Genomic DNA, 25,779 nt, shown 5'->3' with positions numbered 1-25,779 from the left:
AGCAGGGTGGAGAGACAGCGGAACTCAATCGTTGATGCTCGTGCGTACCTTGATGTTTTTCTCTTTGGCGTACGCCAGCGACGATTTCTCGATAATCGGCCGCAGCAGTTTCCAGTCCGGCGCAATCCAGTCGGAGATCACGTTCCATTTCGTGCCATCCCACTGCTGGAAGGCGACGCGGCCATCCCCTTCATGGTTGTCCCACGTGACGTTGATGGAGTGGAACAGGCCCTTGGCGCCCAGCGCGGCGGCACGGGCTTCGTCAATCTTCAGGTTCTCCAGGCCCCAGCGGACTTCGTCGCCCGTCAGCGTGCGCTTGCCGAACTTGGCCTGCGCGATGCGGATGGCTTCCACGTTCAGGATGCCGTTGAGCACGCCGAGGTTGTGGTACACGCTGCCGATGCGCTTCTTGTCTTGCAGGTTGCCCTTGCCGTGGTCATACAGCGTCTTGGTGATCTGCTGGATCACCGGATACTGGGCACCCGCCGCAACCGTCGTGATAGCGACGTAGCCCTTGGCGGCATCGCCGGCCGGAATCACGTCTTCTTCGGAGTTGGACCACACGTTGCCGATGATGTGGTCGGCCGGAAAGCCCGTCTTCTGTGCCGTCTTGAGCGCCACCGGGTTCATCACGCCCCAGCCGCGCAGCACGACGTAATCGGGCTTGGCGCGGCGGATGGCAAGCCACTGCGACTGTTGTTCATTGCCCGGGTGCGGCACCTCGATCTGCTGCACCGTGAAGCCGTATTTCTTTGCCAGCAGTTCATAGATGGGGATCGTCTCCTTGCCGTACGGCGAGCCGTGATAGAGCACGACGATCTTCTTGCCCTTGAGCTTGTCGACACCGCCTTCCTTGCTGCCGATGTAGTTGACGATGCCCGAGGTTTCGCTATACGGGTTGAGCAGCAGCGGGAAGATGTACTTGAACACGCGGCCGTCCGTCGTATCGGTGCGGCCGTGGTTGATGGTCAGCAACGGCACCTTGTCGGCTGTCACCCGGTCGAGCAACGCGTACGCAATGCCGACCGACAGCGGGTTCCATGTGGCGATGCCGGGGTGCGTCTTCAGGCGTTCGTACACCTCCACACCGCGCTCCACTTCGTACTGCGTTTCGCCTTCCTCCCAGGTCAGCTTGACGCCGCCCACGCCGCCGTCTCGCGTGTTGACGAGGTTCAGGTAATCGATGAAGCCGCCAAAGAACCCCGTGCCGCCGGCCGCATATGGGCCGACGCGGTAGCTTTGCAGCGGAAAGAACTGCTCATCCGCATGGGCGGCTTGTACGCCCAGACCGGTCAGGCCAGAAAGGGCCAGCGCGCCGGTCAGCAGCGCCATCTTGATGGTGCGGGGGAGAGACATGGTGCAGAAGCTCCTGGTATCGATACGACGTAGGTTGAGTAGGGAAAGAGGACGGAATCAGCGCCTGGAAGCTGCACGCGCGACGTTGCTTATCCGGCGCAGCACCCGCTGCCACAGAGCGGCAAGGCCCTGCGGCTCGGCAATCAGAAAGGCCACGATGAGCGCACCGATCACGATGCGCTGGCTGAGGTCCAGCACGCCGGAGTCGAACCGGCCGCCGAACACGAACGCGCCAAAGCGGGATAGCAGCAGCGGAAACACCACCACCAGCGCAGCACCCAGAAACGCGCCCCGGATGGTCGCCAGGCCGCCGATGATGACGATGAACAGGATCTGGAACGATCGATCGAGATTGAAGCCCGCGGGCTCCACCGTGCGCAGATAGACGAAACCCCACAGCACCCCTGCCACGCCAATGACGAACGATGAGATGGCGAACGCCAGCAGCTTGGTCCGCAGCACGGGCACGCCGGTGACGCGTGCCGCCATTTCGTTGTCACGCACGGCAATGAAATGGTGGCCAGTGGGCGTTTGCACGAGTCGCCAGACCAGTGCCGTGAGGATCGTCACGACCGTGAGTGCAAACACGTAGCGCAGCGCCGGCGTATCGAACGCGAAGCCCGCCACCACGATGGGCGGCGCGTCGATCACGCCCGATGCGTTGTTGTTGCTGAACCAGCCGTACTTGGTCAGTGCCCACTGCACGAAAAACTGTGCGGCGAGGGTCGATACGGCCAGGTAGAAGCCGCGCAGCCGCAGGCTCGGCAACCCGAACGCCACGCCGATGGCGGTGGCGGCCAGCCCGGCGAGCACGATGCTCACCGGCAGCGGCAGGCCCTCAACGCGCAGGTTGAAGTTGTATGCGGCGAACGCGCCCACTGCCATGAAGGCGGCCGAGCCCACTGACAACTGGCCTGCGTAGCCGGTCAACAGGTTCAGGCCCACCGCTGCAAGCGACAGCGCGAGGAACGGAATGAGGATGGCGTCCAGCCAGTAGTCCGATGCCACCAGCGGCACCACGAAGTAGGCCACCAGCAGCGTCACGGCGGGCGTTGCCCAGGTGGGCCAGGGCACGTGGGCTCGCGCGATGGTGGCGCGCACAGGGCGCTCGGAAGTGGAGTCCAATGCAGTCGACATGACTCAAGCTCTCTCGACGGGGCGCAGGCCGAACAGCCCGCCCGGTTTGACCAGCAGGAAGGCCAGCGCGGCCACGTAGGCGATCCAGCTCTCGATGCCGCCACCGACGAATGGCCCCAGGTACACCTCGGCCAGCTTCTCCAGCGCGCCGATGATCAAACCGCCGACCACCGCGCCCAGGATCGAATCGAAGCCGCCCAGCACCAGCACCGGCAGCGCCTTGAGCACCACCAGCGATAGAGAGAACTGCACCCCCAGGCGCGCACCCCACAGCAGCCCTGCCACCAGGGCGATCACGCCGGCCGCGGCCCAGACCGTTGCCCAGATCCGCGGTAGCCGCAAGCCCACGGCAATCGCTGCGTACGTGTCGTCCGCCACGGCGCGAAACGCCAGACCAATGCGCGTGTAGCGGAAGAAGACGGACAGCGCCGTCACCATGACGGCTGCAATGGCGGCGGCAAACAAGTCAAAGCTCGAGACGAGGATCCCGCCGATCTGCAACGGCGCATCGGAGATGCCGAGGTTCAGCGCGTGCACCTGCGTGCCCCACACCAACTGCGCCACGCCCTCAATCACGTACGACAGGCCGAGCGTCGCCATGAACAGCGTGATGGGCGGCTGGTTGACCAGCGGCCGCAGCACCACACGCTCGATCCCGAGCCCCAGCAGCACCATCAACGTGAAGGTGATCAGCAACGCGAGCGGGAACGGCACGCCGCGCTCGAGCAGGCTGACAAATGTGAGCGCCGCAAACAGCAGCTGCGCGCCCTGCGCGAAATTGAGCACGCCCGAGGTCTTGTAGATGAGCACAAAGCCAATCGCCACCAGCGAATACATCACGCCAGACAGCAGGCCGCCCACCAGCACCTCGGCAAAGAACGCCAGGTCGAAGTCGCCCATCATTGGGTCTCCGCCGCGTCTGCTGTTGCGTGTGCCACGCCCAGGTAAGCATCGATGACGGCCGGGTCGTCGCGGACTGCCTGCGGCGTGCCGTCGGCGATCTTGCGGCCGTAGTCGAGCACCGCCACGCGATCGGACAGGCCCAGCACGAGACCGATGTCGTGTTCGATCAGCACGATGGTGGTGCCCCACTGGTCGCGCGCGGCGCGGATCAGGTCGGCCATCTGGACCTTCTCCGTCACGGTCATACCGGCGAGCGGCTCATCAAGCAGCAATAGGCGTGGCCGCGCGACGAGGGCACGCGCCAGTTCAACGCGCTTCTGCAGCCCATAGGGCAGCGTGCCCGCAAGTTGGTCCTGCACTTCTGTCAGGCCGACGAAGTGGATCACCTGTTCGGCACGCTCGCGCGCGTCGGCCAGCTCGCGGCGCGCGCGACCCAGCCCGATCAACTGCTCGACGAACACGGAACGGGTGTGCTGTACGCGGCCCAGTGCAATGTTGTCGCGCACGCGCAGGCCCTTGAACAACGCCAGGTTCTGGAATGTGCGGGCAATGCCAAGTCCGGCCAAGCTTGCCGGCGACACCTTGCGCGTGGCGCGCCCATTGAGCCAGATGCTTCCGCGGTCCGGCCGGTACAGGCCGCTGATGATGTTGACCAGCGAGCTTTTACCTGCGCCGTTGGGGCCGATGATGGCGCGGATCTCCCCCGGCGCCACCGTGAGGTCGATGCCGCTGAGCGCCTGAATGCCGCCGAACGACAGGTCGATGTCGGTCAACCGCAGCACGGGTGCCGCAGCTTCTACGGCCCCGCCGTCAACGCTGCGTGCAGGCGATGGTGCATCGGCGCTGCGCGAGTCGGCGTAGCGTGCAAGCGGCGGAGGCGGGACAGCAAGTTCAGCAGACGTGTGAGACATGGCGGTCTTCGCAAAGCGACAGGCAACAGAACTCCCCCGCGCCCGTTCGACTGAGCGGGCGCGTATGGGGAACGCGGGTATCAGATCAGGCGGTCAGGCGGCGGACGTGGCGGCCTCGGCCTCGCGCGTGTCGGCGTTTGTGGCACCGCTTGTGGCGGCGCGTTGGGCTTCCAGCTCGCGCACCAGCGGCAGCACCTTCCGTCCGAAGTATTCGACTTCTTCGATGAAATGCAGGAAGCCCGCCAGGATGAGGTCCACGCCGATCGACTTCAGATGCACGATGCGCTCCGCAATCTGCTGCGGCGTGCCGATCAGGTTGGTCCGGAAACCGTCGTTGTATTGGACGAGATCTTCAAACGTGGATTTCGCCCAGTTGCCTTCGCCTTCGGGCGATGCCTTGCCGGCTTGCTTCACCGCATCGCCAAAGGCATGCACGGCTTCCACGTGCGCATGCTTGATGATGTCGTCCAGCACCGCCCTGGCTTCCTCTTCGGTATCGCGCGCGATGATGAAGGCGTTCACGCCAATGCGGACCGTGTGGCCGTTTTCGCGGGCCTTCGCCTGGATATCGTCGATCTGCGCCTTGATCCCTTCGGGCGTGTTGCCGTTGGTGAAGTACCAGTCCGACACGCTGGCCGCGTTGTCGCGCGCGGCACGCGAGCTGCCGCCCTGGAAGATCTCGGGGTGCGGTTTCTGCAGCGGCTTGGGGCTCAGCGTGTAGTCGTTGATGCGATAGAAGTCGCCCTTGAACGTGAACTTGTCCTGCGTCCAGATGCCTTTGAGCACGCGGATGAATTCGTTGGAGCGGCGATAGCGCTCGTCGTGCTCAAGCCAAGGTTCGCCCAGGGCCTGGAACTCGCCCTTGAACCAGCCGCTGACGACATTGATGGCGATGCGGCCGTTGGAGATGTGGTCGATGGTTGCCAGCTGTTTGGCCACCACCGCCGGATGCCAGGGGCCGGGCAGGATGGCTGCGAGCACTTTCAGCTTGGTGGTGGCGTGCAGGATCGCCTGGCTGAACGATACCGATTCATGCTGATGCTCAGCACCGTAGCCGGCGGTAAAGCGGATCTGGCTGAGCGCATAGTCAAAGCCGGCTTTCTCGGCCGTCTGTGCCAGCTTCTGGTTGTACTCCAGGCTCCAGTCAGTGCGTTGCGGGATGGTGCTGACGACCAGGCCGCCGCTGACGTTCGGCACCCAGTAGGCAAACTTGATATTGGCGCTGGAAGAGGATTGGCTCATCGCGATGGTCCTTTGTCCTGTGTGGGATGGGAACGAACGAAGCGGGTGCTTCAAGCAGCTTGCGCCACCGGAGCGGTGCGAAGATCGTCGGCCGAAGACGCGCTCAACAGCGGCAATGCGCGCGCAACGGCCAGGGCGATCCGTTCGCGCAGTGCCTGACTGGTGATCTCATGGCCGCTGAAATCCTGCTCGGACGCATATACGCCCAGCGGCAATGTGCGCGCCTGGAAGAAGCTGAAAAGCGGGCGCAGCTGGTGATCGATCACCAGCGCGTGACGGTCGCTGCCACCCGTCGCAGCCAACAGGACAGGCACGTCGATGAGCGCTTCGTGGTGGACGAGGTCAAAAAGATGCTTGAACAGACCGGTGTATGAGCCGCGATACACGGGGCTCCCGACAACGAGCACATCGGCCGACTCAATGGCGGCAAGTTCCGCCTGCACCCGGCCCGGCAACTGGTCTCGATACGACGTGCCACCAATGGCCGGGGCCAGCTCTTCGAGCGTGATCAGGTGGACATCGATGGGAAGCACCTCGGCGAGGGCGGCCAGCAGTTGCTCGACCAGCACGAGTGTGCGCGAGGGGCGCTGCACGCTCCCCGAAACGGCCACGACCTTGAACTTGCGACTCATTGTGAGTACCTCTGCGCTTGCGCGATCGACGGAACGATATGAATGCCTGAGCGCGGGCGGCCTTGAGCCATGTCCTGCGCATGCAAATCATTCTGCGTTGCACCATGTGCAGTGGCATACGTAGAAATCGGAGCATCTATATTTCAATGCTCGCGTTTCACGCTAAGTCTCTGAGCTGTAAAGAGAATTGAATTCAGTCTTTGATGTTGGCGTGTTGTTGCCATTCCGCAATTGCGCATCGTCATATCGAAAGACGAATTCCGGATGCTTTCGAGCGCGCAATTTGCTGGAGCGTTGCTTCCAAAGCATCACGATCGACGTGCAGGTCGAAGTGGTGATCTGATGATCGACCGCGTCAGCTGCGGGTAGTGCACCCGGCTGCGCGCTGAAGGAGCAGCGCACGCTCCTCCCGATTGTGCGTGAGTGCAGCAGCACGCTCGTACTCGACGCGTGCCTCGTCCATGCGCGTGAGGCGTGCATGAAAATCGGCGCGCACGCTGGGCAACAGGTGATACCTGCGCAGCGCCGGTTCGGCCAGCAGCGTATCGACGATGTCGAGCCCCGCTTGCGGGCCATATGCCATGGCCACTGCCACGGCGCGGTTCAGCTCGACGACGGGCGAGGGTGTAAGTTGCGCCAGCGCGTCGGGCTCTTTTGGGAAGCCCTCGTGTGACTTCAAGTCGCCATCGCCTCGGCGCGCGCGCATTGCGGGGGTGCGGCGGGCTCGCGGGACATCTCGTTTGTGCGGTACGACTCGCCCCACTCCCGGAGGCTGATGAGCACCGGCGCGAGCGACTCGCCAAGCGGGGTGAGCGCATATTCGACCTTGGGCGGCACCTGCGGATACACGTGCCGCGCGATGACACCGTCCGCCTCGAGTTCGCGCAATTGCAACGTCAGCATGCGCTGCGTGGCATTCGGAATCAGCCGCGTCAACTCCATGAAGCGCTTCTTCCCAGGTAACAGGTGGAACAGGATCACTGGCTTCCAGACCCCACCAATCACGGAAAGTGTGACTTCGACGGCGCAGCCGCTCTTGCCGTCCAGACGTTTCAGACGCATGGTTTTATACCTACAAAATTGATAGTACCTGTGAAAATTGTACGTTCTTACGATGCAGATGGTAGGCCCTGACAATGCCTGCAATGCGGTATCGCTGCAAGTTGCGCGGCGCTGCCTTTTCGCAACCTTTCCATCAAGGATGTCGTCCTCATGAAAGCCATTACCCTGCGCCAGCCTGCTGGCCTCGACAAACTTCATCTCGTCGATCTGCCCGACCCCGGCCAGCCGGGCGCCGGAGAAATCCGCGTGCGTGTGCATGCCAGCTCGCTCAACTTTCATGATCTGGGTGTGGTGACCGGACGCATGCCCAGCGCCGACGGCCGCATCCCGATGTCCGACGGCGCCGGGGTGGTGGAGGCGATCGGCGAGGGGGTCGACGAGTTTGCCGTGGGGGATTCGGTCGTGTCGACGTTCTTCCCGACGTGGCTGGATGGCGGCCCGACACTTTCCGATTTTGCGACCGTACCCGGCGACGGCGTTGACGGCTATGCGCGCGAATACGTCGTTCGCCCGGCGCATTGGTTCACGCATGCCCCACGCGGCTACAGCCATGCCGAGGCGGCGACGCTGACGACGGCGGGGCTGACCGCATGGCGGGCGCTGGTGGTCGACGCGCGCCTGAAGGCGGGTGATACCGTGCTCGTGCTCGGCACGGGCGGCGTGTCCATCTTTGCGCTGCAATTTGCCAAGAGCATGGGCGCAACCGTGATCGCAACCTCGTCCTCCGACGACAAACTCGCGCGGGCGCAGGCATTGGGCGCCGATTTCACGATCAACTACCGGCGTGATACCGACTGGGCGGCCAAAGTGCTGGAGTACACGAATGGCCGGGGCGTCGACAACGTGATCGAAGTGGGCGGGCCCGACACGCTGGGTCAATCCATCCAGGCATGCCGCACCGGCGGACATATCGCCCTGATCGGCGTGCTCACCGGTATTGCCGGGCCGGTGCCGACCGTCGAGCTGATGCGACGGCACCAGACGCTGCAGGGCTTGATTGTCGGCAGCCGGCGCCACCAGCGCGACATGGTCCGCGCGATCGATGCAACCGGCATCAAGCCGGTGATCGATCAGACGTTTGCGCTGGAGGACATTGCCGATGCGTTTGCGCATCAGGCGGCGGGCAAGCATTTCGGCAAGCTCTGCCTGTCGATTTGAATTGCCTGGGCGGCGCGAAACACCACCGGGTGGGGCGCCGCCGCCCCGTATCTGCCGGCCGATGCACCGGCGTGGGCGCCGCGCTTAAACGGTGAAGTATTCGGGCCGCAGCCGGCGTGTGATTTCCAGCACCGGCAGTACGTGGTCCAGATGCTCGCGCATGGCGCGAACAGCCCGCTTCGGGTCGTTGGACGCGAGAGCGTCGATCACGGCGCGGTGCTCGGCCAGCACCTCGGTCATGCGACCCTCCAAGGGGAGGGTCAGCAGCCGGTAACGGTCGATCTGCGTTTTGACTTCCAGGATGATCTGCCAGACGCCGGGGTAGCCCGACAGCTCGGCCAGCGTGGCGTGAAACGCTTCGTCGGTGCGGAAGAAACCGCGCCGGTTGCTCTCGCGCACGCATTGCGCCTGCCGCTCCAGCACGACGTTGAGCTTGTGGATGCCTTCGGGCGTCATGCGCTCTGCGGCCTTCTCGATGATGGCGACTTCCAGCGCGCCGCGCACCAGCATGGCTTCTTCCAGCGTGTTGAGCGGAATGCGCGAGACGAATGTCCCGACGCGCGCCTGCACGTCGATCAAGCCTTCTTCTGCCAAGCGCTGGACGGCCTCGTGCACGGGCGTGCGGCTGGTCCCGAATTCTTCTGCGAGGTCCTTCTCGACAATGCGCGTTCCGGGCAGCAACTCCATCTCGACGATCCGCTCGCGCAGACTGAGATACACGCGTCGAGAGGCGGTCATGGTGGCCTCGTCCTCAGGTGACGAGGGGAAAGGGCGCGAAGTCATACAGCTCGCAACGAGTTCAATTGGGAGAGGATGGGATTGCAACGGCGGTGCCTGGGATTGTCGATGCGGTCACAGGCCAAGGGCAGCGCGGGCATCATGATAGCGGCAAAGTCCGCGCGCTTGAACTGAGGCGAACCCGGCACAGCGTCGAAGCCGACACCGTGCCGGGCGCGTCAATCGGTCAGAACCGGTGAATCATGCCGACAGCCACCGCCAGCTGCGACCCCGTTGCCGAAGGTGCGCCGTTCTGGCCGTCGCCGATCGACGCCGTGGCATCGATGATGCTGCCGGTGGGCGAGATCGTCTTACCCTTTGCCTTCTGATACGCCTCCAGAACGTACAGGCCCGTGCGCTTCGAGAGGCTGTAGTACTGCGACAGGTTGAACTGGTGATACGTCGCTGCATCGGCAATGCCGTTGGCCTTGGTGGCGCGCGTATACGAATAGCCCGCAGCCAGGTCCAGCGTCGGCGTGGCTTTGTAGTGCAGCACTGCGCCGCCGGTATTGAAGATCGCCTGGCTGGCGAACTTGGAGTTCACGCCCGGGATGTACTGCACGTTGGTATACGACACCGACACGTCCCATGCCGGCGAGAAGGTGTAAGAACCCAACACGGCAAAGCGCTGTTGCGCAGCCGCCAGCTGGTAGCCCGCATTGATGGCGGACACAGCAGGTTCGCTGCCGCCGTTGGACAGCGATGAGTTTGCGCCCCATGCACCGCCGCCCACCGTCGAGTTGTTCACGCGCATGAAACCCGCGCCCACGCCGACCGGGCCATTGGCGTAGCGCGCAGCAAAGCTCCAGGTCGAGCCGTTGCCCGCGCTGCCCGGCGTTTCGCCCAGGCCGTACGAGCCGCTGAAGGTCACGCCGCCCAGCGTGGGCGAGGTGTAAACCACCGAGTTGTTGACGCGGTAGTTGGTGTCGAGGGAGTCGATATCGCCCGGGTGCGCGCCGTAGAAGCCGGTCAGCCAGGTGATCGGGCTATATGGGGCGAGGATCGAGAAATACGCCGTGTACTGACGGCCCAGCGTGACGGTGCCCAGGTCGCGGTTGGCCAGCCCCACGAAGGCCTGGCGGTTGAACATCAGCCCCGAGACCGATTGGGAGCCCGTGTCGCCGTTAAAGCCTTCTTCGAGCACGAACTGCGCGCTGTTGCCGCCGCCCAGCTCTTCGTTGCCCTTGAAGCCGAAGCGGCTGCCCGACCAGATGCCGCTGTTCTGCTTTACGACCGAGTGGCCGTTCGATGTCGAGCCGACCGAGGTCTGGTTGCTCTGATACCCGATCGACACGTCGATGTTGCCGTACAGCGTGACGCTGCTCTGCGCGTACGCCGATCCGGCCACGCCCCCCGTGAGCGCGATCGCTGCTGCGATTGCTAATTGGCGCTTCATGACGACTCCTTCCTTGATGTCGCAGCCGTGGCTGCATGTTGGTTATTCGTTGGGACGGCCTCAGAACACCGGGTGTCCGTTGATCACGCTCGGCAGCCAGGTCGAGAAGAACGGCATGTAGGTCACCACGTTGATGGCGGTGAAGATGGCGAGGTAGTAGGGCCACGCGATCTTGGTGGTCTCGCCGATCGAGACCTCACCGATGGCGCAGCCGACAAACTGCACCGAGCCGATGGGCGGATGCACCAGCCCCAGCGAGCAGTTGAGCAGGAGCATGATCCCGAACTGCACCGGGCCGACGCCGCAATGCATGGCCATCGGCAGGAACAGCGGCGTGGTGATCAGGATGTGCGCCGCCATGTCGACGAACGTGCCCAGGAACACCTGCAGGATGTTGATGTAGAGCAGCATCAGCCACGGTGCGGCGCTGGTCTGCGTGAGCATCTGCTCGATGGCGTCCGGAATCTCGAGGTAGGCCATCTGAAAGCGCAGCATGTTCGATACGGCAATCAGCAACAGCACCACGCCCGTGGTCTTGGCGGCATGGGCCAGGGCGCGGCGGAACTTGGTCCACGTCATGGAGCGATAGACCAGCACCGTGAGGCATAGCGAATAGGCAACCGCGATGGCGGCGGCTTCAGTGGCGGTGGCAATGCCCATGGCCACGCACACCAGGATCAGCGCGATCACCATCAGGCCCGGTACCGCACCCACAAAGGCGCGTGCGACGGCAAGCCAGCCGGGGAAGGGCGGCAGCTCGGTCGAGCCGTCGGCCCGGCGCGGGAAACCGTAGCGCTTGGCTTGCCAGTAGGCGGCGATCAACACGAAGCCCATGACCCACAGTACCGGCAGCAGCCCGGAGAACAGCAGGTCACCAATCGACACGCCGCTCACCTGCTGGCCGTTGAGCGAGCCCACGATGCCCTGCGCCGCAAAGGCGTAGATGATCATGTTGGTGGAGGTGGGCATGAGCGCGCCGGCCAGCGAGGCATGCGTGGTCACGTTCACGGCGTAGGCTGCGCTGTAACCTTCGCGCTTCATCAGCGGGATCACCACGCCGCCCATGGCTGAGGTGTCTGCGGTGGGCGAGCCCGAGACGCCGCCGAACAGCGTGCAGGCCACCACGTTGGCCATGCCCAGGCCACCGCGGAAGTGTCCCACCAGTGTTTGCGCGAAGCGCAGGATGCGGTCTGCAATGCCGCCGTGCAGCATCAGCTCGCCCGACAGGATGAAGAACGGCACGGCAAGGAACGAGAACGCGTTCATGCCGGAGATCATCGACTGCATGGCGGTGGCCGCCGGCAGACCTTCGTGCAGATACGTCAGCACGCATGACAGGCCGAGCGCGAACGAAACCGGTACGCCCAGCATGAGAAACGCCAGAAAACTGACGGAGAGAATGGCGAGGTCCATGGTGACTTAACGTGCGTCTTGCGCGAACAGCCCGATCAGGCGTTCGAGAGCGAACAGGGCGATGGCGACACTGGCGACGATCGGAATCCAGTAGCGGACGGCTTCAGGCAGACCGAGGATGGGGATGCGGTCTCCGAACGTGGTTTCGGCCATGTCGAAGCAGCCGATGAAGATCACCACGGCAAAGGCGATCAGGCACAGCTTCTGCAGCACGTGCGCGGCGCGCTTGCCGCCAGCAGGCAGGCGCTCAACAAAGGAATCCAGGCCGATATGGCCGCCTTCGCGCACTTTGAGCGCGGCCCCGAACATGGCGATGGCCACCACCATGAGCAGGGCGATGGGTTCAACAAAATCCGGCGCGTTGTTGAAGACGTAGCGCATGACCACGCCGTAGAAGACGAGCACGGTCAGCGTGGCCAGGCATAGCGCCGCCACGAGCGTGAGCACGAGCGCAAACGCATCGTTGATGCGTTTGAGTAAAGACATCGATTGCATGCTGAACCTGGAGGGGAGCGTGGTATCGGGGGTGGGCAGGCATGGCCGGTGTACCAACGTCGTACATCGGGAGCCTGCCCGGCGCGTGGCCTGCGGGAAAGTCGCAGGCCCCGCGCTTGAGCGGTGTTGCAGGCTTACTTGGTGGCGACGATCGCGTTGACGATGTCCTTCATCTGCGGCGTGGTTTCGTACTTCGCCCAGAGCGGCTGCATGGCCTTGACGAAGGCGGTACGGTCCACCTGCGACGCCGGCACGATGGTGGCGTTGCCCTTGGTCACGGTTGCCGTGGCGGCCTGCTCGCGTGCGGTCCACAGCTTGACGTAGTACGGCACGGAGTCGGCGGCCGCCTTGCGGATGGCGGCTTGCTCCTGCGGCGTGAGCGTGTCCCAGATCTTCTTGGAGAAGACGAGTACCTCCGGCGTCATCGCATGCTGCGTTTCGGAGTAGATCTGCGCGACTTCAAAGTGCTTGGTTTCTTCATACGACGGGATGTTGTTTTCCGCCGCATCCACCAGGCCCGTCTTCAGGCCGGTGTAGACCTCGCTGAACGGCATCGGCGTGGGTGTGCCCCCCATGGCCTTGATCTCGTCCACCATCAGGTCCGACGGCTGCACCCGGATCTTCACGCCCTTCATGTCGGCTGGCGTATGGATGGCCTTTTTGGCGTAGATCGAGCGTGCACCGCTCTCGTAGAACGTCAGCGCGATGAAGCCCTTGGCGGCAAATGCATCGAGAATCTTCTGGCCGACCGGGCCGTACATCACCTTGCGGAAGTGCTCGATATCGCGGAACAGGAAGGGCAGCGAGGGGATGACCGACTCCGGGACGATCTCGTTGAAGGCAGCGCCGTTGGCACGCACCATGTCGATCGCACCGATGCGCACCTGGTCAATGGTGTCTTTCTCTGACCCCAGCGCGCTGTTGCCGAAGACCTTGACGGAATCCTTGCCGTCGGTGGCCTTCTTGATTTCCTCGCCCATGAACTTGACGGCCATGTTGGTCGGATAGGTGTCGCCATGCACGTCGGCGACACGGAAGGTGCGCGCCTGCGCTGCGCCGCTTGCGAAGGCGGACAGCAGCGCAGCGAACAGCAGGGACGTACGAGCGATTGCGGTAGAGCGTTTCATGGATGTGTTGGCTGCAAGTTCGAAGTGAAGAGGCGCTGGCCGGCGGAGCCAGCCGAGCGCCACGGAGGCCGATCGCTCAGCGGGCGTCGGTTACGGTGGTGTTGAAGGTCTGTCCTGCGATCACCACGTTCTGCAGGGTGATGTCGTGCACGTTGTAGGCGTAGAGCGGCCCCGGCGTGGTGGCGCTTGCCGGGCCTGCTGCGGTGGGCGTGCCGAAGTTGCAGTTCGAGATCGTCACGCCGGTGATTGGCGGAATGGCGGGCACAGGCAGCGGGCCGTTGTAGTCGAACGCCACCGGGCCCTGCGCAACGATGGCCTGGAAGCACGAGCCCGTGAGGCCGCCGGTGGTGACATTGCCGGCAGTCACGTTGGAGATGTTCACGTTCTGCACCAGCGCTGGCCGCGTGCGGATGGCGTCGGCAGCGGGCTGATAGTCGCAGTCGAAGGTGATGATCCCGCCTTGCGATGCCGACGGGTTTGCCGCGTTGGGCGTCACTACACCCAGCGGCACCGTGCCGTTGATCGGGCTGCCTGCCAGCATCTTGCTGCCGTAGCCGGCGCCCGTGAGATTGACGCCGTTGGGCAGGCTGACGTTGGTCACATAGAAGTTCTTCACGAACCCGCCACGGTTCATGTTGGTCTTGATGCGGATGGCGATGTTCAGCGAGTTCGTTGCCCAGAACTGATTGAGCATCGCCAGATTGCGCGCATAGATGTTCTGCACGCCGCCGCCCATCTCGCTGCCCAGCGTGATGCCACCGTGGCCGCTGTTCATCGTGCAGTTCTGGATGACGTGGTCTTGCGCGGGGCCGTAGCCGGTGTCGAGATTCTTGCCCGACTTGATGGCGATGCAGTCGTCGCCCGTGTTGAACGTGACGTTTTCACACAGCACGTTGCTGCAGGCGTCGGGATCGAAGCCGTCGTTGTTCGGGCCGATGCTGTCGACCGTCACGCCACGGATCACCACGTTCGTGCAGTGCACCGGATGGTGTTGCCAGAAGGGCGTGTTGACCGTGCGGTAGTTTTCCATCAGCACGTTGGTGCAGCCAATGAACTCCACCATGCAGGGGCGCAGGTAATGCCCGAGCCCGAAGATGCGCTTCTCGACCGGAACGCCGGCTTCGGACAGCGCCGGCAGATAGTTCTGGTCTTGCTGCCACGGCGTCGCCGGATTGGTGAGCTGTGCGTACAGCGCGCTCGGAATGCCGGGCGCAGCGGTCTGCAAGTCGACGTTGTTCGGGTTGCTGTAAGCCTGCGACGGCGTGCTCGAGCTTGCGCAACCATAGGCGCCGTTGGTGCCCTTGAAGGTCCACCAGCACGTGCTCGTGTTGCCTGTCCCGGCAAACGGCGTCATGGCCTGGCCGTTGAGCACCGAAGTCGCGCCTTCGCCCGTCAATGCGATGTTGCTGGCGTTGCGTGCGTAGATGGGCGAGCCGTAATTCAGGCAATCGTCGGCTTGCCAGCGGCTGTAGAAGAGCTTGCCGTTGGTGCCGCAGTCGATGGGGCCATCCTTGGCGTAATCGGCCGGATTGGCGCTGAAGTAGATCGTGCAGTTGGCGCTGAGGTGAAAGTTGACGTTGCTCTGCAGGACGATTGGCCCGGCGCAATACCACGTGCCCGAAGGCACCACCACGCGCCCGCCGCCTGCTGCGCTGCAAGCTGCAATGGCTGCCAGAAACGCAGGGCGCGAATCGAATGCACCGGGTGCCTGCGTTGCGCCAGCGCCTGAACTGACGGGCGACTTGGTCGGATCGGTGTAGGGGCTCGTCTGCGCGACAACGCTGCAGGGCTGCGCGCCATACGCCTCGACCTGGAAATCCACGGCCGGGAATGCACTCTGCGCCACGCTCTTCAGCGAAGAAATGATGGTGGTGGCCAGCCCGCTCGGGCCCCAGATCGGATCTGCCTGCACGGGGGCCGTGGGCGTGGTGGCAACCGGTGCCGCGGCGTCGTCGGAACCGCCGCCACAGGCGCCCACGAGCGCCCCGCCGACCACGGCACCGCCGTAGCTCAGAAAGGCGCGCCGGGATGGATTGTCCGGGGTGCGGGCATTGAAGGCCGGCCGCCGCCGGTGATGGAAGGGCGCTGTCATGGGTCTCCTCGTCGGTGTTTTTCTCTGACGTGTCGCCCAGGCCGGAAGCTGCAGAACCGGTGCACGCCTTTTGATATATCAGAATTTATGGATTGATATATTAGAGGTCAAGGGTGGGTTTTCCCCATCCCCACCTGAGGAGTACGTGGGCGGCGAGGGCTTCTTCAGCAGTCTTGTGGAGATGCGGATGGTCGGCGCGCCGCTCCGCGCAGCCAGTGGATAACAACAAAGCGCTACGGCCGTTGCGGTACGGCGCAAGCGTGGGGAACTCGGCAATCGGAAGCTATGCACAACGGGTTCACGCCGGAATCGCGACTCAATCTCGACTCATGCGCGACCCAAAAGCGCGTTTTGCGCTTCATTTCATTGACGATGTCAGCGGCACAGCGTTTCATGTCAACAAAGCAGCTCTTGCATGGAGACGCACGTGCCACACGAAGACAACGCGGCCCCGATGTACCGAAGCGGAACCGCCGCCCGCATGGCCAAAATGCCTGTATCCACCCTGCGTGTGTGGGAGCAGCGCTATGGCGTGATTTCGCCGGCCAAATCGGAGTCCGGCCAACGGTTGTATTCCAGCGAGGACGTCCGGCGCCTCGCGCTGCTGCGTGCACTCGTCAACCAGGGGCACGCAATTGGTGCAATTGCGCATGCGGACAGCACCGAACTCCAGCAGTTGCTGGAAGCTTCCGTGGCCGTGGAGGCGGCCGCGCCAGCGCCATCCACCGCGGCCATTTCGATGGCCGTCTGCGGCGCGCTGCTGGCCGAGCGCGTCCGGCGCAGAAAGAGCACGCTTGCGTCGCTGGGTATCGAGGCCGTCATCGAGTTGCCCGCGCTTGACGGCGAGGCACTCCTCGACCCACCGCCGCGCAGCGACGCGTTGGTCGTGGAAGCTGCCTCCCTGCATCCGGAAACGGCAGAAGCCGTGCTGGCTGCGGCACGCCGTTGCGGCGCCAGTGCTGTGGGCGTGATCTACAGCTTTGGCACGGTGCGTGCCACCGACATGCTGCGCGCGGCCGGCGTGCGGCTGTATCGAGAGCCCAACGCACAGGGCGAACTCGACCAGGTTCTGCAGGAGTTGGCGCAGCTTGTGCGCGTCGATGCCGTGTACGGAAAGCTCGAGCCGTTGCGGCGCAATGCGCGCAGGTTCACGGACCGCCAGCTGGAGATCTTCGCCAACGCATCGCAGACGCTTGCTTGCGAATGCCCACGGCATCTTGTCGGGCTGATCCGTCAGCTCGATGCATTCGAGCGGTTCAGCGATGGCTGTGCGGTGCGGTCGTCGCTCGATGAACAACTTCACCGTTATCTGGGCGATGTCGCCAACCGTGCGCGGTTGATGCTCGAAGATGCGATGGAATTCGCCATTCGGGCCGAGACGCTGCATCCACCTGCGGGTTAGCTGCGTATAGGTGGGTATGCGTCCCTCCCACCTCGCGCGGCAGCTCGCCTGAGGCGGCATGGGCGGTGAAAGCACCGCCGACTTTTCGGAGGCAACTTCAATGAAACTGACTTTGGATCCGCCCGGGTTTGCCGGTGCGGTTGGCGGCGTGCCGCTTTCTGTCCGGATTCGGGAGCGGCTGATGAGCGCCGGCCACCGCTTTCACGCCAACGACAACATCGCCGCTTACCTGCGCGACGGCGAACTGGATCTGCTCCAGGCAGAGGTGGAGGAGCGCCTGCAGGCGGTGCTGCGCGCACTCGTCATCGACGTGGAGCAAGACCACAACAGCCGGGAAACGGCGCGCCGCGTGGCCAAGATGTTCATACGCGAGGTGTTTGCCGGGCGCTATGTCGAAGCCCCCGAAGTGACGGCGTTTCCGAACGCGGAGCGGCTCAATGAGCTGATGGTGGTCGGGCCGTTGCGGGTGCGCAGCGCCTGCTCGCACCACCTGTGTCCGGTGATGGGACGCGCGTGGGTCGGTGTCATGCCGCGCCAGGACTCCCAGCTCATCGGGCTGTCCAAGTACGCCCGGCTGATCGACTGGGTCATGAGCCGTCCGCAGATCCAGGAAGAAGCCATCAAGCAGATTGCCGATTTGCTGGAAGACCGGATGGAGCCCGACGGCCTGGCTGTCGTGCTGGAGGCCGAACACTACTGCATGCACTGGCGCGGCACGAAAGACGACGAGTCGCGCATGGTGAGCAGCGTGATGCGCGGCGTGTTTCTGACCGACGCCAGCCTGCGGCGCGAGTTTCTTGCGCTGCTGCCCGGCCGCAACGGCGGATGAGCGCCCAGCCACCCCAAGAGGCATTGCCTTGAACATTCTTCAGTTTCCTGCAAAGCGTATCGCCGTGGTCGGCTCCGGTATCTCGGGGCTGGCGGCGGCGCATTTTCTTGCGAAGCGGCACGCCGTGACGCTGTTCGAGGCCGCCCCACGGCTTGGCGGGCATACCAATACAGTCGACATCGAAGAGGGCGGACAGATCTTCGGCGTCGATACCGGCTTTCTCGTGTTCAATTCGCGCACGTATCCGAACCTGATTGCGTTGTTCGACGAGCTGGGCGTGGCGCATTGCGAGAGCGACATGTCGTTCAGCGTGTCGGTCGACGGCGGGGCACTGGAATGGGCCGGTACCAGCCTCAGCACGGTCTTTGCGCAGCCGCGCAATCTGGTGTCGGCGCGGTTCCTGTCGATGCTGCGCGACATCCTGCGCTTCAACCGCCAGGCGCACACCAACCTGGCGGTGGCCCGAAGCGAGCGCCACAGCCTCGGCGCGCTGCTGGCGGCCGGCCGCTATGGCGAGCCGTTCTGCGCGCACTATCTGCTGCCGATGGCGGCCGCAATCTGGTCGACGCCGAGCCGCGAGATCCTGGCATTTCCAGCCGAAACGTTCCTTCGATTCTGTCTAAACCACGGCTTGCTGCAGGTCTTCAACCGGCCGCGTTGGCGTACCGTCAAAGGCGGCGCGCGCAGCTATGTGCAGGCGATTGCCAGCCGGCTGGCCGATGTGCGTGTCGGCACGCCGGTGCGAGGCATCCGCCGGGCAGAGACCCATGTCGATGTGCGCATGGATTCGGGAAGCGAGCGATACGACGCCGTGGTGCTCGCCACACACGCTCCGCAGACGCTGCATCTGCTCGACGATGCCACCGACGACGAGCGCGCCGTGCTGGGCGCTTTCCGGTACCAGCCCAACACCGCATTCCTGCACCGGGATACCCGCTTGTTGCCGCGCCGACGGCGCGTGTGGTCGGCGTGGAACTATCTGGATGCGCCGCACACCGGCACCACGGCGGGCGCGCCGTGCGTCAGCTATCTGCTGAACCAGCTGCAACCGTTGCCGGTGTCGACGCCCGTGGTGGTCACGCTCAATCCATCCGCGCCGCCCGCGCCCGAGCTTGAGTATCGGCGCTTCGACTACGAGCATCCTGTGTTCGATCAACCGGCCATCGACGCGCAGGCTCGCCTGCCGGCATTGCAGGGCCGCAGTCGCACCTGGTTTGCAGGCGCCTGGACCGGCTACGGATTCCACGAAGATGGGCTGAAGTCCGCCCTGCGCGTCGTGGCGGATTTCGGCTGCGCTCCAGCCTGGGCACAGGTGGCGCCATGAACGGCGACGCGCAGCTTCTTGTCGGCCAGGTCATGCACCGCCGCCTGCGGCCGGTGGCCAATCGCTTTGTCTATCCGGTGTTTGCCGTGCGCGTGAAGCTTTCCGCGCTGGGGCGCCTGACCGGGACGTGGTTTGGCGTCGACTGCCTCCGGCCGCTGTCTTTGCGCACGCGAGACTACGGCCCGCGAGACGGCACGGACCTGCTTACCTGGATACGTGGCGTGCTGAGCAGCGCAGGTTTGCCTGCCGATGGCGAGGTCTGGCTGCAGACGTTTCCGCGTATTGCCGGCTGGATGTTCAACCCCGTCTCGTTCTGGTATTGCCACGACGCGGCAGGCACGCTGCGCGCCATATTGGCCGAGGTCAACAACACCTTTGGGCAGCACCATCAATACCTGCTGTGCGCGCAGGGCGGTGGAGCCATCGACCCGCATACCGTGCTGACGTGCCGCAAGCAGCTGCATGTATCGCCCTTCTGCAGGGTCGAGGGCGGCTATCGGTTCCGCTTTGCCGAGGGCGCTGCAACGGCGCTTGTGCGCATCGATTATCACGACCGAGACGGCGCCTTGCTGCATACCGCCATCGGCGGCCGGTTGCAGCCTTTCGATTCCGCTCACCTGCGGCGCGCGTTGCTGCGCCAGCCCTTGCTTGCTCTGCAGGTCATCGGCCGCATCCATTGGCAAGCCCTGCGCTTGTGGTTCAAGGGCGTGCCGTTCTTTGGCCGCGCCCCGCACGACAGATCTTCTCCGGAGAACTCCCGATGACAGTCTCGCGCTCCCTTGCCTGGGTGCCGCCCCATGTTCCTGCTGCCGGCCGGCTGTTTCTGGCCTTGGCCGGTCGGCTGCGGCACGGCTCTCTTCACCTTGTCACGCCTGATGGCGATGTGCAGATCGGCGATGCCGGTTCGCCGCTCGTGGCGGATCTGCGCATCATCGACTGGCGCGCCTGCGGGCGCATCCTGCGCAGCGGCGACGTGGGCTTTGCCGAGGCGTATCGCGACGGATGGATCGACTCGGGCAACCTCACCAACCTGCTGCGGCTAGCCATCGTCAATGCGGCCACGCTGGACCAGGCGATCTTCGGGAATGCGCTGGCGCGCTCCGTCCTGCGCCTGCGCCACCTGCTGCGCAGAAACAGCCGTCGCGGCAGCCGTCGCAATATCCATTTGCATTATGACCTGGGTAACGACTTCTATCGCCTGTGGCTGGACGAGGGCATGGCGTATTCGTCTGCCTGTTTCAACGGCAATCTGCGGCATGGGCTTGCTGAGGCGCAAGCCGCCAAGTATCGGCGCGCGTGCGACATGCTGAGGGTGGAGCCCGGCATGGATGTGCTGGAAATCGGCTGCGGATGGGGCGGCCTGATGGAAATGGCCTGTGCGCGCGGTGCGCATGTGCACGGCATCACGCTCTCGGAAGAACAGCGCCGCTATACGGCCGAGCGCCTGGCCGGCGAGCCGCGGGCGCGCGTTGAGCTGCGTGACTATCGGGATCTGGATGGGGCGTACGACGCCATCGCCTCCATCGAGATGTTCGAGGCAGTGGGCGAGGCTTACTGGCCAAGCTACTTCCGGACGCTGGTGCGCTGCCTGCGGCATGGGGGGCGCGCGCTGGTGCAGAGCATCACCATCGACGAAGCGCATTTCGAGCGCTATCGCGCCGGCACCGATTTCATCCAGCAGTTCATCTTCCCGGGCGGCATGTTGCCCAGCCGTGAGCGCTTCATCAAGCTGGCGGAGCAGCACGGCTTGCGTGTGGTGGACCGCCTCGACTTCGGCCGCGATTACGCAGAGACACTGCGCCGCTGGAGCCAGCGCTTCGAAGCCCGGCTCGATGCCGTGCGCGCACTCGGATTCGATGATTCGTTCATCCGCATCTGGCGCCTGTACTTCGCTTACTGCGAGGCTGGCTTTGACGAGGGCCGGATCGGCGTGTCGCAGTTTCTGCTGGAGCGGGGGTGACCATGCCTGCGATCGGGGTCGCGCTCGTCGCGCTGGTATTCCTGGTGGCGGTGTTCAGTGCCGTGTGGGCGTGGCAGTTGCGCACCGAGAATGCCGGCATGGTCGATCCGGTCTGGGCATTCTCCCTGGGCGCAGTGGCATTGCTGTACGCCGGGTTGGGGACGGGTTCGTTGCCTGCACGCTTGCTGGTCGGTGCGGGTGGCGCGGTGTGGGGCGTGCGCCTGGGCTGGCACTTGTGGCAGCGCAATGCCGGCAAGCCGGAAGACGCGCGCTACCGCAAGTTGCGCCAGGAGTGGGGCGCAGCCGCACCCCGAAACATGTTCGGCTTCTTCCAGGTGCAGGCGGCGGTATCGATGTTTCTGTCGATCGCGTTTGCCGTGCCGAGCTACCGCCCCGATTCACCAGGCGCGGTTGCCGTGGCGATTGCGATTGCGCTGTGGCTGATTGCCGTGGCCGGCGAGGCACTGGCGGACCGGCAACTGCGCAGCTTTGCGGCGGACCCGGCCAACCGCGGCAAGACCTGCCGGGCGGGGCTGTGGCGCTATTCGCGGCATCCCAATTATTTCTTTGAATGCGTGCACTGGCTGGCCTACGTGCCCCTGGCGCTCGGCACGCCGTGGGCATGGCTGACGCTGTTGCCGCCGGTGGCCATGGCGTGGCTGCTCATCAAGGTCTCGGGCGTTCCCATGCTTGAAGCCCACATGCGCGCAACGCGAGACGACTACGCCGAATACGCCCGCACAACGAGCGTGCTGATCCCATGGCCGCCGCGCCACTGACGTTCACACGTACAGATTCCAAGGAGCTTTTCATGACTGCACTGTCCACGCCGACCCTACCGCCGCAGGTTGCGGCCGACGCCAGTGACGGCTGGCTCATCCAGTGCTGCGAGCGCGGATGGCTGCCGGATGGGCTCGTTCGTGCGGGCATGCGCGCCCTCATGCGCCAACGCCTGCGAGACGAGGGCCTGAACGACGGCGAACTGCGTTCGCGGCGCTTCAATGCGTTGCTGGACGAGCTGCATGGCAGCCCCATTGCCATTGAGACAGACGCGGCCAACACGCAGCACTATGAATTGCCGCCTGCATTCTTCGAGGCGCATCTGGGGCCGCAGCTGAAATACTCCTGCGCCCTGTACCCGAACGGCAACGAAACGCTGGCCGAGGCCGAAGAGGCGATGTTTGCGTGCTACGCCGAGCGTGCCAGCCTGGCCGACGGTCAGTGCATTCTGGACCTGGGCTGCGGTTGGGGTTCGCTGTCGCTATGGATGGCCAAGCGCTATCCCAACGCGCGCATTGTGGCGTTGTCGAATTCGCGGGGCCAGCGCAGCTGGATCGAGGCCCGGGCAGCCGAGCGCGGCCTGACGAACCTGACCGTGCACACGGGAAACATCGTCGATTTCGACTTTGCAGAGATGCCCAAGGGCGGTCTCTTCGACCGGGTCGTGTCGATCGAGATGTTCGAGCACATGAAGAACTACGGCCTGTTGCTGGGCAAGATCGCGCGGTGGATGCGACCGGATGCGGTGCTGTTCGTGCACATCTTTGCGCATCGCACGCTGGCGTATCACTTCCAGGTGCAGGACGGCACCGACTGGATGTCGAAGTATTTCTTCACTGGCGGCACGATGCCATCGGAGGCGTTGCTGCTGGAGTTCCAGGACGACCTGCGCATGGCGCGGCACTGGTGGGTCAGCGGCATGCACTACGCGCGCACCGCCGACCATTGGCTAGCCAACCTCGACGCGGCCCGTGATCGTTTGATGCCGGTGTTCATCCAGACCTATGGCAAGCCCCAGGCGGCCGTGTGGTTTCAGCGGTGGCGCATGTTCTACCTGGCGGTGTCGACGTTGTTCGGCTATGCAGACGGCAACGAATGGGGCGTGGCGCATTACCGGTTCGTCAAGCGTTAGGGAGCGGAGCAGCAGTCAGGGCGGAATGCCGGTTCCGTCGCTGTGCTCGCCCATCCGGACCAGTAGCGGCATCCATATCGCCCAACCGATTGCCAGGGTGCCCAGCGTGGCAGCCATCGCCGAAATATGTGCCGCCCCAAGCGCTGCACCCGCACGAAACGAGAGCGGGCCGGCAACGGCCCCCAGCGCCAACGCCAGCCACCATCTGCCGCGCAGCCAACGAAAGAGGACATTCACTTGGATCGCGAACAGCACCCACAGCGCCAGCAGCCAGGGCGGTGCGAATCCGGCCCACAACGTGCCATGCGGATAGGCGATGAGGCCGGCGCGTATCAGGAGGGTTTCCCACGGTGCCGCCAGCACCACGACCCACACCACCAGCCGCAATTCCCGTTGCGGCTGGCGGGCTTGCTGCAAGTGAAGCGCGAGCAGTACGGCGACGAAGACGATGCCGATCCACGCGGCGTCGCGCGCGGCACTCAGCACGCACACAAACCAGCCGGCCTGTCCGGCCACCGCATAGAGGAGAGCACGATGAGAACGCATCAAAGAGGCCTTCGTAGGGTCATCCTGTCAGGTTGGGCACGTTACCTGGCAGTGGTCGCGCTGGCGCTTGCCAGCGCCGCCTGCTCTGGCCCACCGCCAAATCCGAACCCGCGGGCGGCCGTGCCGCTGCACACGGTTTCTGTCGACCTGCCGCGCTACATGGGGCGCTGGTATGTCATCGCCAACATTCCTTACTTTGGAGAGCGGGGCAACGTCGGCAGCTATGCCGAGTGGTCGCTGCGGCCCGATGGCCGTATCGACGATGCGTACGTCTATCGGCCCGGCAGTTTCGACGCGCCGTTCAAACGCATGCAGTTCGTCGATTCGGTGGTGGACGGCAGTGGAGGCGGCGAATGGCGCGTGCGGCTGTTCTGGCCCATCTACGTGTCGCAGCTGACGCTCTATGTCGACCCAGAATACCGTGTGACTCTGCTCGGCTATCCGGACAAAAGCCTCGGCTGGGTGTTTTCGCGCGAGCCCAACATGAGCGATGCGGACTATCGCGCGGCATTGGGCCGTTTCGAAGCGATGGGTTACGACATTTCGCGTTTCCGGCGTGTACCGCAGTTCCCAAGCCAGATCGGGCAACCGGGCTTCCAGTCGCCGGGAGATCCCAACTAGCTGCCTGCGCATCAACGTGACTTGCCCAGAAGGTGACGACGCAAGGACGGAGCGCGCGTGCCGGGTGCCAGCCAGATATCGAAAAAGGCGCGCGCGAAGGCGGGATCGTTCACCTCGGTCGTCAGTTGTCCGTTTGCGTAGAAGCGCGCGCCGCGGCCGGGCACATACACCCCGCACAAAGTGTCGCCCGGTTTGACATCGGGGAAGGCGGGCGTCATGGCGCGCTGCCATTGCGCGAGCGTGTCGTCGGGCGGTGCGGGGCTCTGGAGCCGCCGGATTTCGTCGATGGCGGTGTCGATGAGGCGGCTTCGCTCGATCGCTCGCCGGTACGTCACCTCCAGTGCAAAGGGCGCGTCATAGCTGGGCGGGAGTTCAGCACTCCACAACTGCGCATCGTATAGACAGAACCCCAGCAGGCACAGCGCTCCCTTGCCTGACAGCTGCGGCGCGGGCACGGTGTCGCGGCAGTCGGCCCAGGCGCCGACGCTCATGATGGAGGACAGAACAAGGACCAGGGCTCGGGCGGCGTGAACGCGTTTGGCAGGCATATTGCGGGGGCGTGCGTGTGGTCAAGCGTTGAACAAGCTGCTTAGCAAGTCTACTGACAGAGCCTCTGACGCGGAGACGCTGGTACGAAATTTTCTCGATGCAAATCGTGCTCACGGCTTACACCGTTCTGCAACAGGATTCGCCTGGTATGGGCGAATTTACTGACTCAAAGCGTGTTCATTGGTGGGAATTTGCCGCGGGTTGCGCCGCATTCCGTTGACGCGCTGCGTAGTGCAGCGTTTCATGTCGCCATGGGCGGCATTCATGTCGGGAGGATTTGAATGGCAGATGCGTTGACAACCGCGTTTCAACTTGCGAAGCATGGCCTGCGTGCAGTGCGCGCGCGCCTGCAATGGCTGTTGCCGCTGCTGGCGGGCGCGACGTTTCTGGCAGGCTGTGTGCCGACGAGCCCGCCCGAAGGCATCACTGCTGTTACGCCGTTTGATCTTCAACGGTATCAGGGGCGCTGGTACGAGCAGGCTCGGCTCGATCACTCGTTCGAGCGCGGCTTGACCGACGTGTCGGCCACGTACCAGCTCCAGCCCGACGGCAGTGTGCGTGTGGTCAATCGCGGCTTCGATCCTGCGAAAAGCGAGTGGCGCGAGGCGGTCGGCAAAGCGCTGTTCGTTGGCAGCCACGATACCGGCTCGTTGAAGGTGTCGTTCTTCGGTCCGTTCTACGGCGGCTATCACGTGGCTGCGCTCGATCCGGGCTATCGCTGGGCGCTGGTTGTCGGGCCGGACCGCAGCTATTGCTGGGTGTTGACGCGGGACAAGCAACTCGACCCCGCGCAGCGCGAGGCGATCCTCGCGCGTGCACGCGCGCTGGGCATTGATACGAACGCGCTCATCTCGGTATCCCATGGGCGGCAGGATCCGTCTCAGTAGCGGCGAGGACGTATGCACAAGACCGAAAGCGAGCACGCGGCGCAAGGC

Annotated in this window: 26 protein-coding genes; 10 read left to right on the top strand and 16 right to left on the bottom strand. The window is 64.3% G+C overall.

The features are described from left to right. Positions 1–24 precede the first annotated feature (24 nt). The 8 genes from RP6297_RS16535 to RP6297_RS16500 all read right to left on the bottom strand — a co-directional run bounded on the left by RP6297_RS16535 (position 25) and on the right by RP6297_RS16500 (position 7,243). Positions 25–1,356 carry an ABC transporter substrate-binding protein gene (locus tag RP6297_RS16535; protein ID WP_009239841.1) on the bottom strand — a complete coding sequence of 444 codons (1,332 nt, stop codon included), beginning with the start codon at positions 1,354–1,356 and terminating at the stop codon, positions 25–27. Between the two features lie 57 nt (positions 1,357–1,413). Then, entirely contained in the window at positions 1,414–2,493 is a 1,080-nt protein-coding gene (locus RP6297_RS16530) for a branched-chain amino acid ABC transporter permease (protein ID WP_009239840.1), read from the bottom strand. A gap of 3 nt (positions 2,494–2,496) precedes the next feature. Then, the gene (locus RP6297_RS16525; protein ID WP_198286344.1) at positions 2,497–3,378 is read right to left on the bottom strand and encodes a branched-chain amino acid ABC transporter permease; all 882 of its coding nucleotides are present in this window, start codon (positions 3,376–3,378) and stop codon (positions 2,497–2,499) included. 14 nt (positions 3,379–3,392) lie between these two features. Beyond that, a complete protein-coding gene (locus tag RP6297_RS16520; RefSeq protein WP_009239838.1) occupies positions 3,393–4,307 on the bottom strand; it encodes an ABC transporter ATP-binding protein in 915 nt (304 codons plus the stop codon). A gap of 93 nt (positions 4,308–4,400) precedes the next feature. After that, the gene (gene sfnG, locus RP6297_RS16515; protein ID WP_009239837.1) at positions 4,401–5,549 is read right to left on the bottom strand and encodes a dimethylsulfone monooxygenase SfnG; all 1,149 of its coding nucleotides are present in this window, start codon (positions 5,547–5,549) and stop codon (positions 4,401–4,403) included. A 50-nt stretch (positions 5,550–5,599) separates the two neighbouring features. Beyond that, on the bottom strand, positions 5,600–6,181 hold the full coding sequence (msuE, locus tag RP6297_RS16510) for an FMN reductase (RefSeq protein WP_009239836.1): 582 nt from the start codon (positions 6,179–6,181) through the stop codon (positions 5,600–5,602). 355 nt (positions 6,182–6,536) lie between these two features. Continuing rightward, the gene (locus RP6297_RS16505; protein ID WP_009277117.1) at positions 6,537–6,860 is read right to left on the bottom strand and encodes an RNA polymerase sigma factor; all 324 of its coding nucleotides are present in this window, start codon (positions 6,858–6,860) and stop codon (positions 6,537–6,539) included. After that, a complete protein-coding gene (locus RP6297_RS16500; protein ID WP_009239834.1) occupies positions 6,857–7,243 on the bottom strand; it encodes a winged helix-turn-helix transcriptional regulator in 387 nt (128 codons plus the stop codon). The genes RP6297_RS16505 and RP6297_RS16500 overlap by 4 nt, the downstream gene beginning before the upstream one ends. A gap of 150 nt (positions 7,244–7,393) precedes the next feature. Between RP6297_RS16500 and RP6297_RS16495 the strand changes: the two genes are divergently transcribed. Beyond that, positions 7,394–8,401 carry a zinc-dependent alcohol dehydrogenase family protein gene (locus RP6297_RS16495; RefSeq protein ID WP_009239833.1) on the top strand — a complete coding sequence of 336 codons (1,008 nt, stop codon included), beginning with the start codon at positions 7,394–7,396 and terminating at the stop codon, positions 8,399–8,401. Positions 8,402–8,485: 84 nt separating this feature from the next. Here the strand turns inward: RP6297_RS16495 and RP6297_RS16490 are convergent, their stop codons facing one another. From RP6297_RS16490 to RP6297_RS16465, 6 genes are all read right to left on the bottom strand, one after another. Beyond that, positions 8,486–9,139, bottom strand: coding sequence for a GntR family transcriptional regulator (locus tag RP6297_RS16490; RefSeq protein WP_009239832.1), 654 nt, complete (start codon positions 9,137–9,139; stop codon positions 8,486–8,488). Between the two features lie 226 nt (positions 9,140–9,365). Next, positions 9,366–10,574, bottom strand: coding sequence for a porin (locus RP6297_RS16485; protein WP_009239831.1), 1,209 nt, complete (start codon positions 10,572–10,574; stop codon positions 9,366–9,368). A gap of 60 nt (positions 10,575–10,634) precedes the next feature. Beyond that, positions 10,635–11,987, bottom strand: coding sequence for a TRAP transporter large permease (locus RP6297_RS16480; protein WP_009239830.1), 1,353 nt, complete (start codon positions 11,985–11,987; stop codon positions 10,635–10,637). Positions 11,988–11,993: 6 nt separating this feature from the next. Continuing rightward, the gene (locus tag RP6297_RS16475; protein WP_009239829.1) at positions 11,994–12,482 is read right to left on the bottom strand and encodes a TRAP transporter small permease; all 489 of its coding nucleotides are present in this window, start codon (positions 12,480–12,482) and stop codon (positions 11,994–11,996) included. Positions 12,483–12,616: 134 nt separating this feature from the next. Continuing rightward, complete coding sequence (locus tag RP6297_RS16470; protein WP_009239828.1) at positions 12,617–13,609, bottom strand: TRAP transporter substrate-binding protein; 993 nt, start codon at positions 13,607–13,609, stop codon at positions 12,617–12,619. Positions 13,610–13,685: 76 nt separating this feature from the next. Beyond that, positions 13,686–15,701: a glycoside hydrolase family 28 protein gene (locus RP6297_RS16465; protein WP_009239827.1), complete on the bottom strand. Its 2,016-nt coding sequence runs from the start codon at positions 15,699–15,701 to the stop codon at positions 13,686–13,688. A 415-nt stretch (positions 15,702–16,116) separates the two neighbouring features. Here RP6297_RS16465 and RP6297_RS16460 point away from each other — a divergent pair, with 415 nt between their 5' ends. From RP6297_RS16460 to RP6297_RS16430, 7 genes are all read left to right on the top strand, one after another. Continuing rightward, on the top strand, positions 16,117–17,103 hold the full coding sequence (locus RP6297_RS16460) for a MerR family transcriptional regulator (protein WP_009239826.1): 987 nt from the start codon (positions 16,117–16,119) through the stop codon (positions 17,101–17,103). Between the two features lie 100 nt (positions 17,104–17,203). Next, the gene (gene folE, locus RP6297_RS16455) at positions 17,204–17,932 is read left to right on the top strand and encodes a GTP cyclohydrolase I (RefSeq protein WP_009239825.1); all 729 of its coding nucleotides are present in this window, start codon (positions 17,204–17,206) and stop codon (positions 17,930–17,932) included. Positions 17,933–17,960: 28 nt separating this feature from the next. Then, a complete protein-coding gene (locus RP6297_RS16450) occupies positions 17,961–19,256 on the top strand; it encodes an NAD(P)/FAD-dependent oxidoreductase (RefSeq protein ID WP_009239824.1) in 1,296 nt (431 codons plus the stop codon). Further along, positions 19,253–20,020 carry a DUF1365 domain-containing protein gene (locus tag RP6297_RS16445; RefSeq protein WP_009239823.1) on the top strand — a complete coding sequence of 256 codons (768 nt, stop codon included), beginning with the start codon at positions 19,253–19,255 and terminating at the stop codon, positions 20,018–20,020. Before RP6297_RS16450 ends, RP6297_RS16445 begins: the two co-directional genes overlap by 4 nt. Continuing rightward, complete coding sequence (locus RP6297_RS16440; protein WP_009239822.1) at positions 20,017–21,216, top strand: SAM-dependent methyltransferase; 1,200 nt, start codon at positions 20,017–20,019, stop codon at positions 21,214–21,216. The genes RP6297_RS16445 and RP6297_RS16440 overlap by 4 nt, the downstream gene beginning before the upstream one ends. A 2-nt stretch (positions 21,217–21,218) precedes the next feature. Further along, entirely contained in the window at positions 21,219–21,995 is a 777-nt protein-coding gene (locus RP6297_RS16435) for a DUF1295 domain-containing protein (RefSeq protein ID WP_009239821.1), read from the top strand. Positions 21,996–22,027: 32 nt separating this feature from the next. Then, positions 22,028–23,128, top strand: a complete 1,101-nt coding sequence (locus RP6297_RS16430; protein ID WP_009239820.1) for an SAM-dependent methyltransferase — start codon at positions 22,028–22,030, stop codon at positions 23,126–23,128. Positions 23,129–23,143: 15 nt separating this feature from the next. Here the strand turns inward: RP6297_RS16430 and RP6297_RS16425 are convergent, their stop codons facing one another. Next, a complete protein-coding gene (locus tag RP6297_RS16425) occupies positions 23,144–23,674 on the bottom strand; it encodes a DUF2878 domain-containing protein (RefSeq protein WP_004634963.1) in 531 nt (176 codons plus the stop codon). On the opposite strand from RP6297_RS16425, the gene RP6297_RS16420 reads away from it, so the two are divergent. Next, on the top strand, positions 23,663–24,295 hold the full coding sequence (locus RP6297_RS16420) for a lipocalin family protein (protein ID WP_009277120.1): 633 nt from the start codon (positions 23,663–23,665) through the stop codon (positions 24,293–24,295). The two genes, RP6297_RS16425 and RP6297_RS16420, sit on opposite strands and share 12 nt — an antisense overlap. An 11-nt stretch (positions 24,296–24,306) precedes the next feature. Here the strand turns inward: RP6297_RS16420 and RP6297_RS16415 are convergent, their stop codons facing one another. Then, positions 24,307–24,786 (bottom strand): chalcone isomerase family protein, encoded by a 480-nt coding sequence (locus tag RP6297_RS16415; protein ID WP_009239818.1) that lies wholly within the window; start codon positions 24,784–24,786, stop codon positions 24,307–24,309. A gap of 339 nt (positions 24,787–25,125) precedes the next feature. Here RP6297_RS16415 and RP6297_RS16410 point away from each other — a divergent pair, with 339 nt between their 5' ends. Continuing rightward, complete coding sequence (locus tag RP6297_RS16410; RefSeq protein WP_009239817.1) at positions 25,126–25,731, top strand: lipocalin family protein; 606 nt, start codon at positions 25,126–25,128, stop codon at positions 25,729–25,731. Positions 25,732–25,779: the final 48 nt, after the last annotated feature.

This window comes from Ralstonia pickettii (assembly GCF_016466415.2).
Lineage (GTDB): Bacteria > Pseudomonadota > Gammaproteobacteria > Burkholderiales > Burkholderiaceae > Ralstonia > Ralstonia pickettii.
Note: the sequence above shows the minus strand (reverse complement) of the source record. Positions and strands in the feature narration are given on the sequence as shown.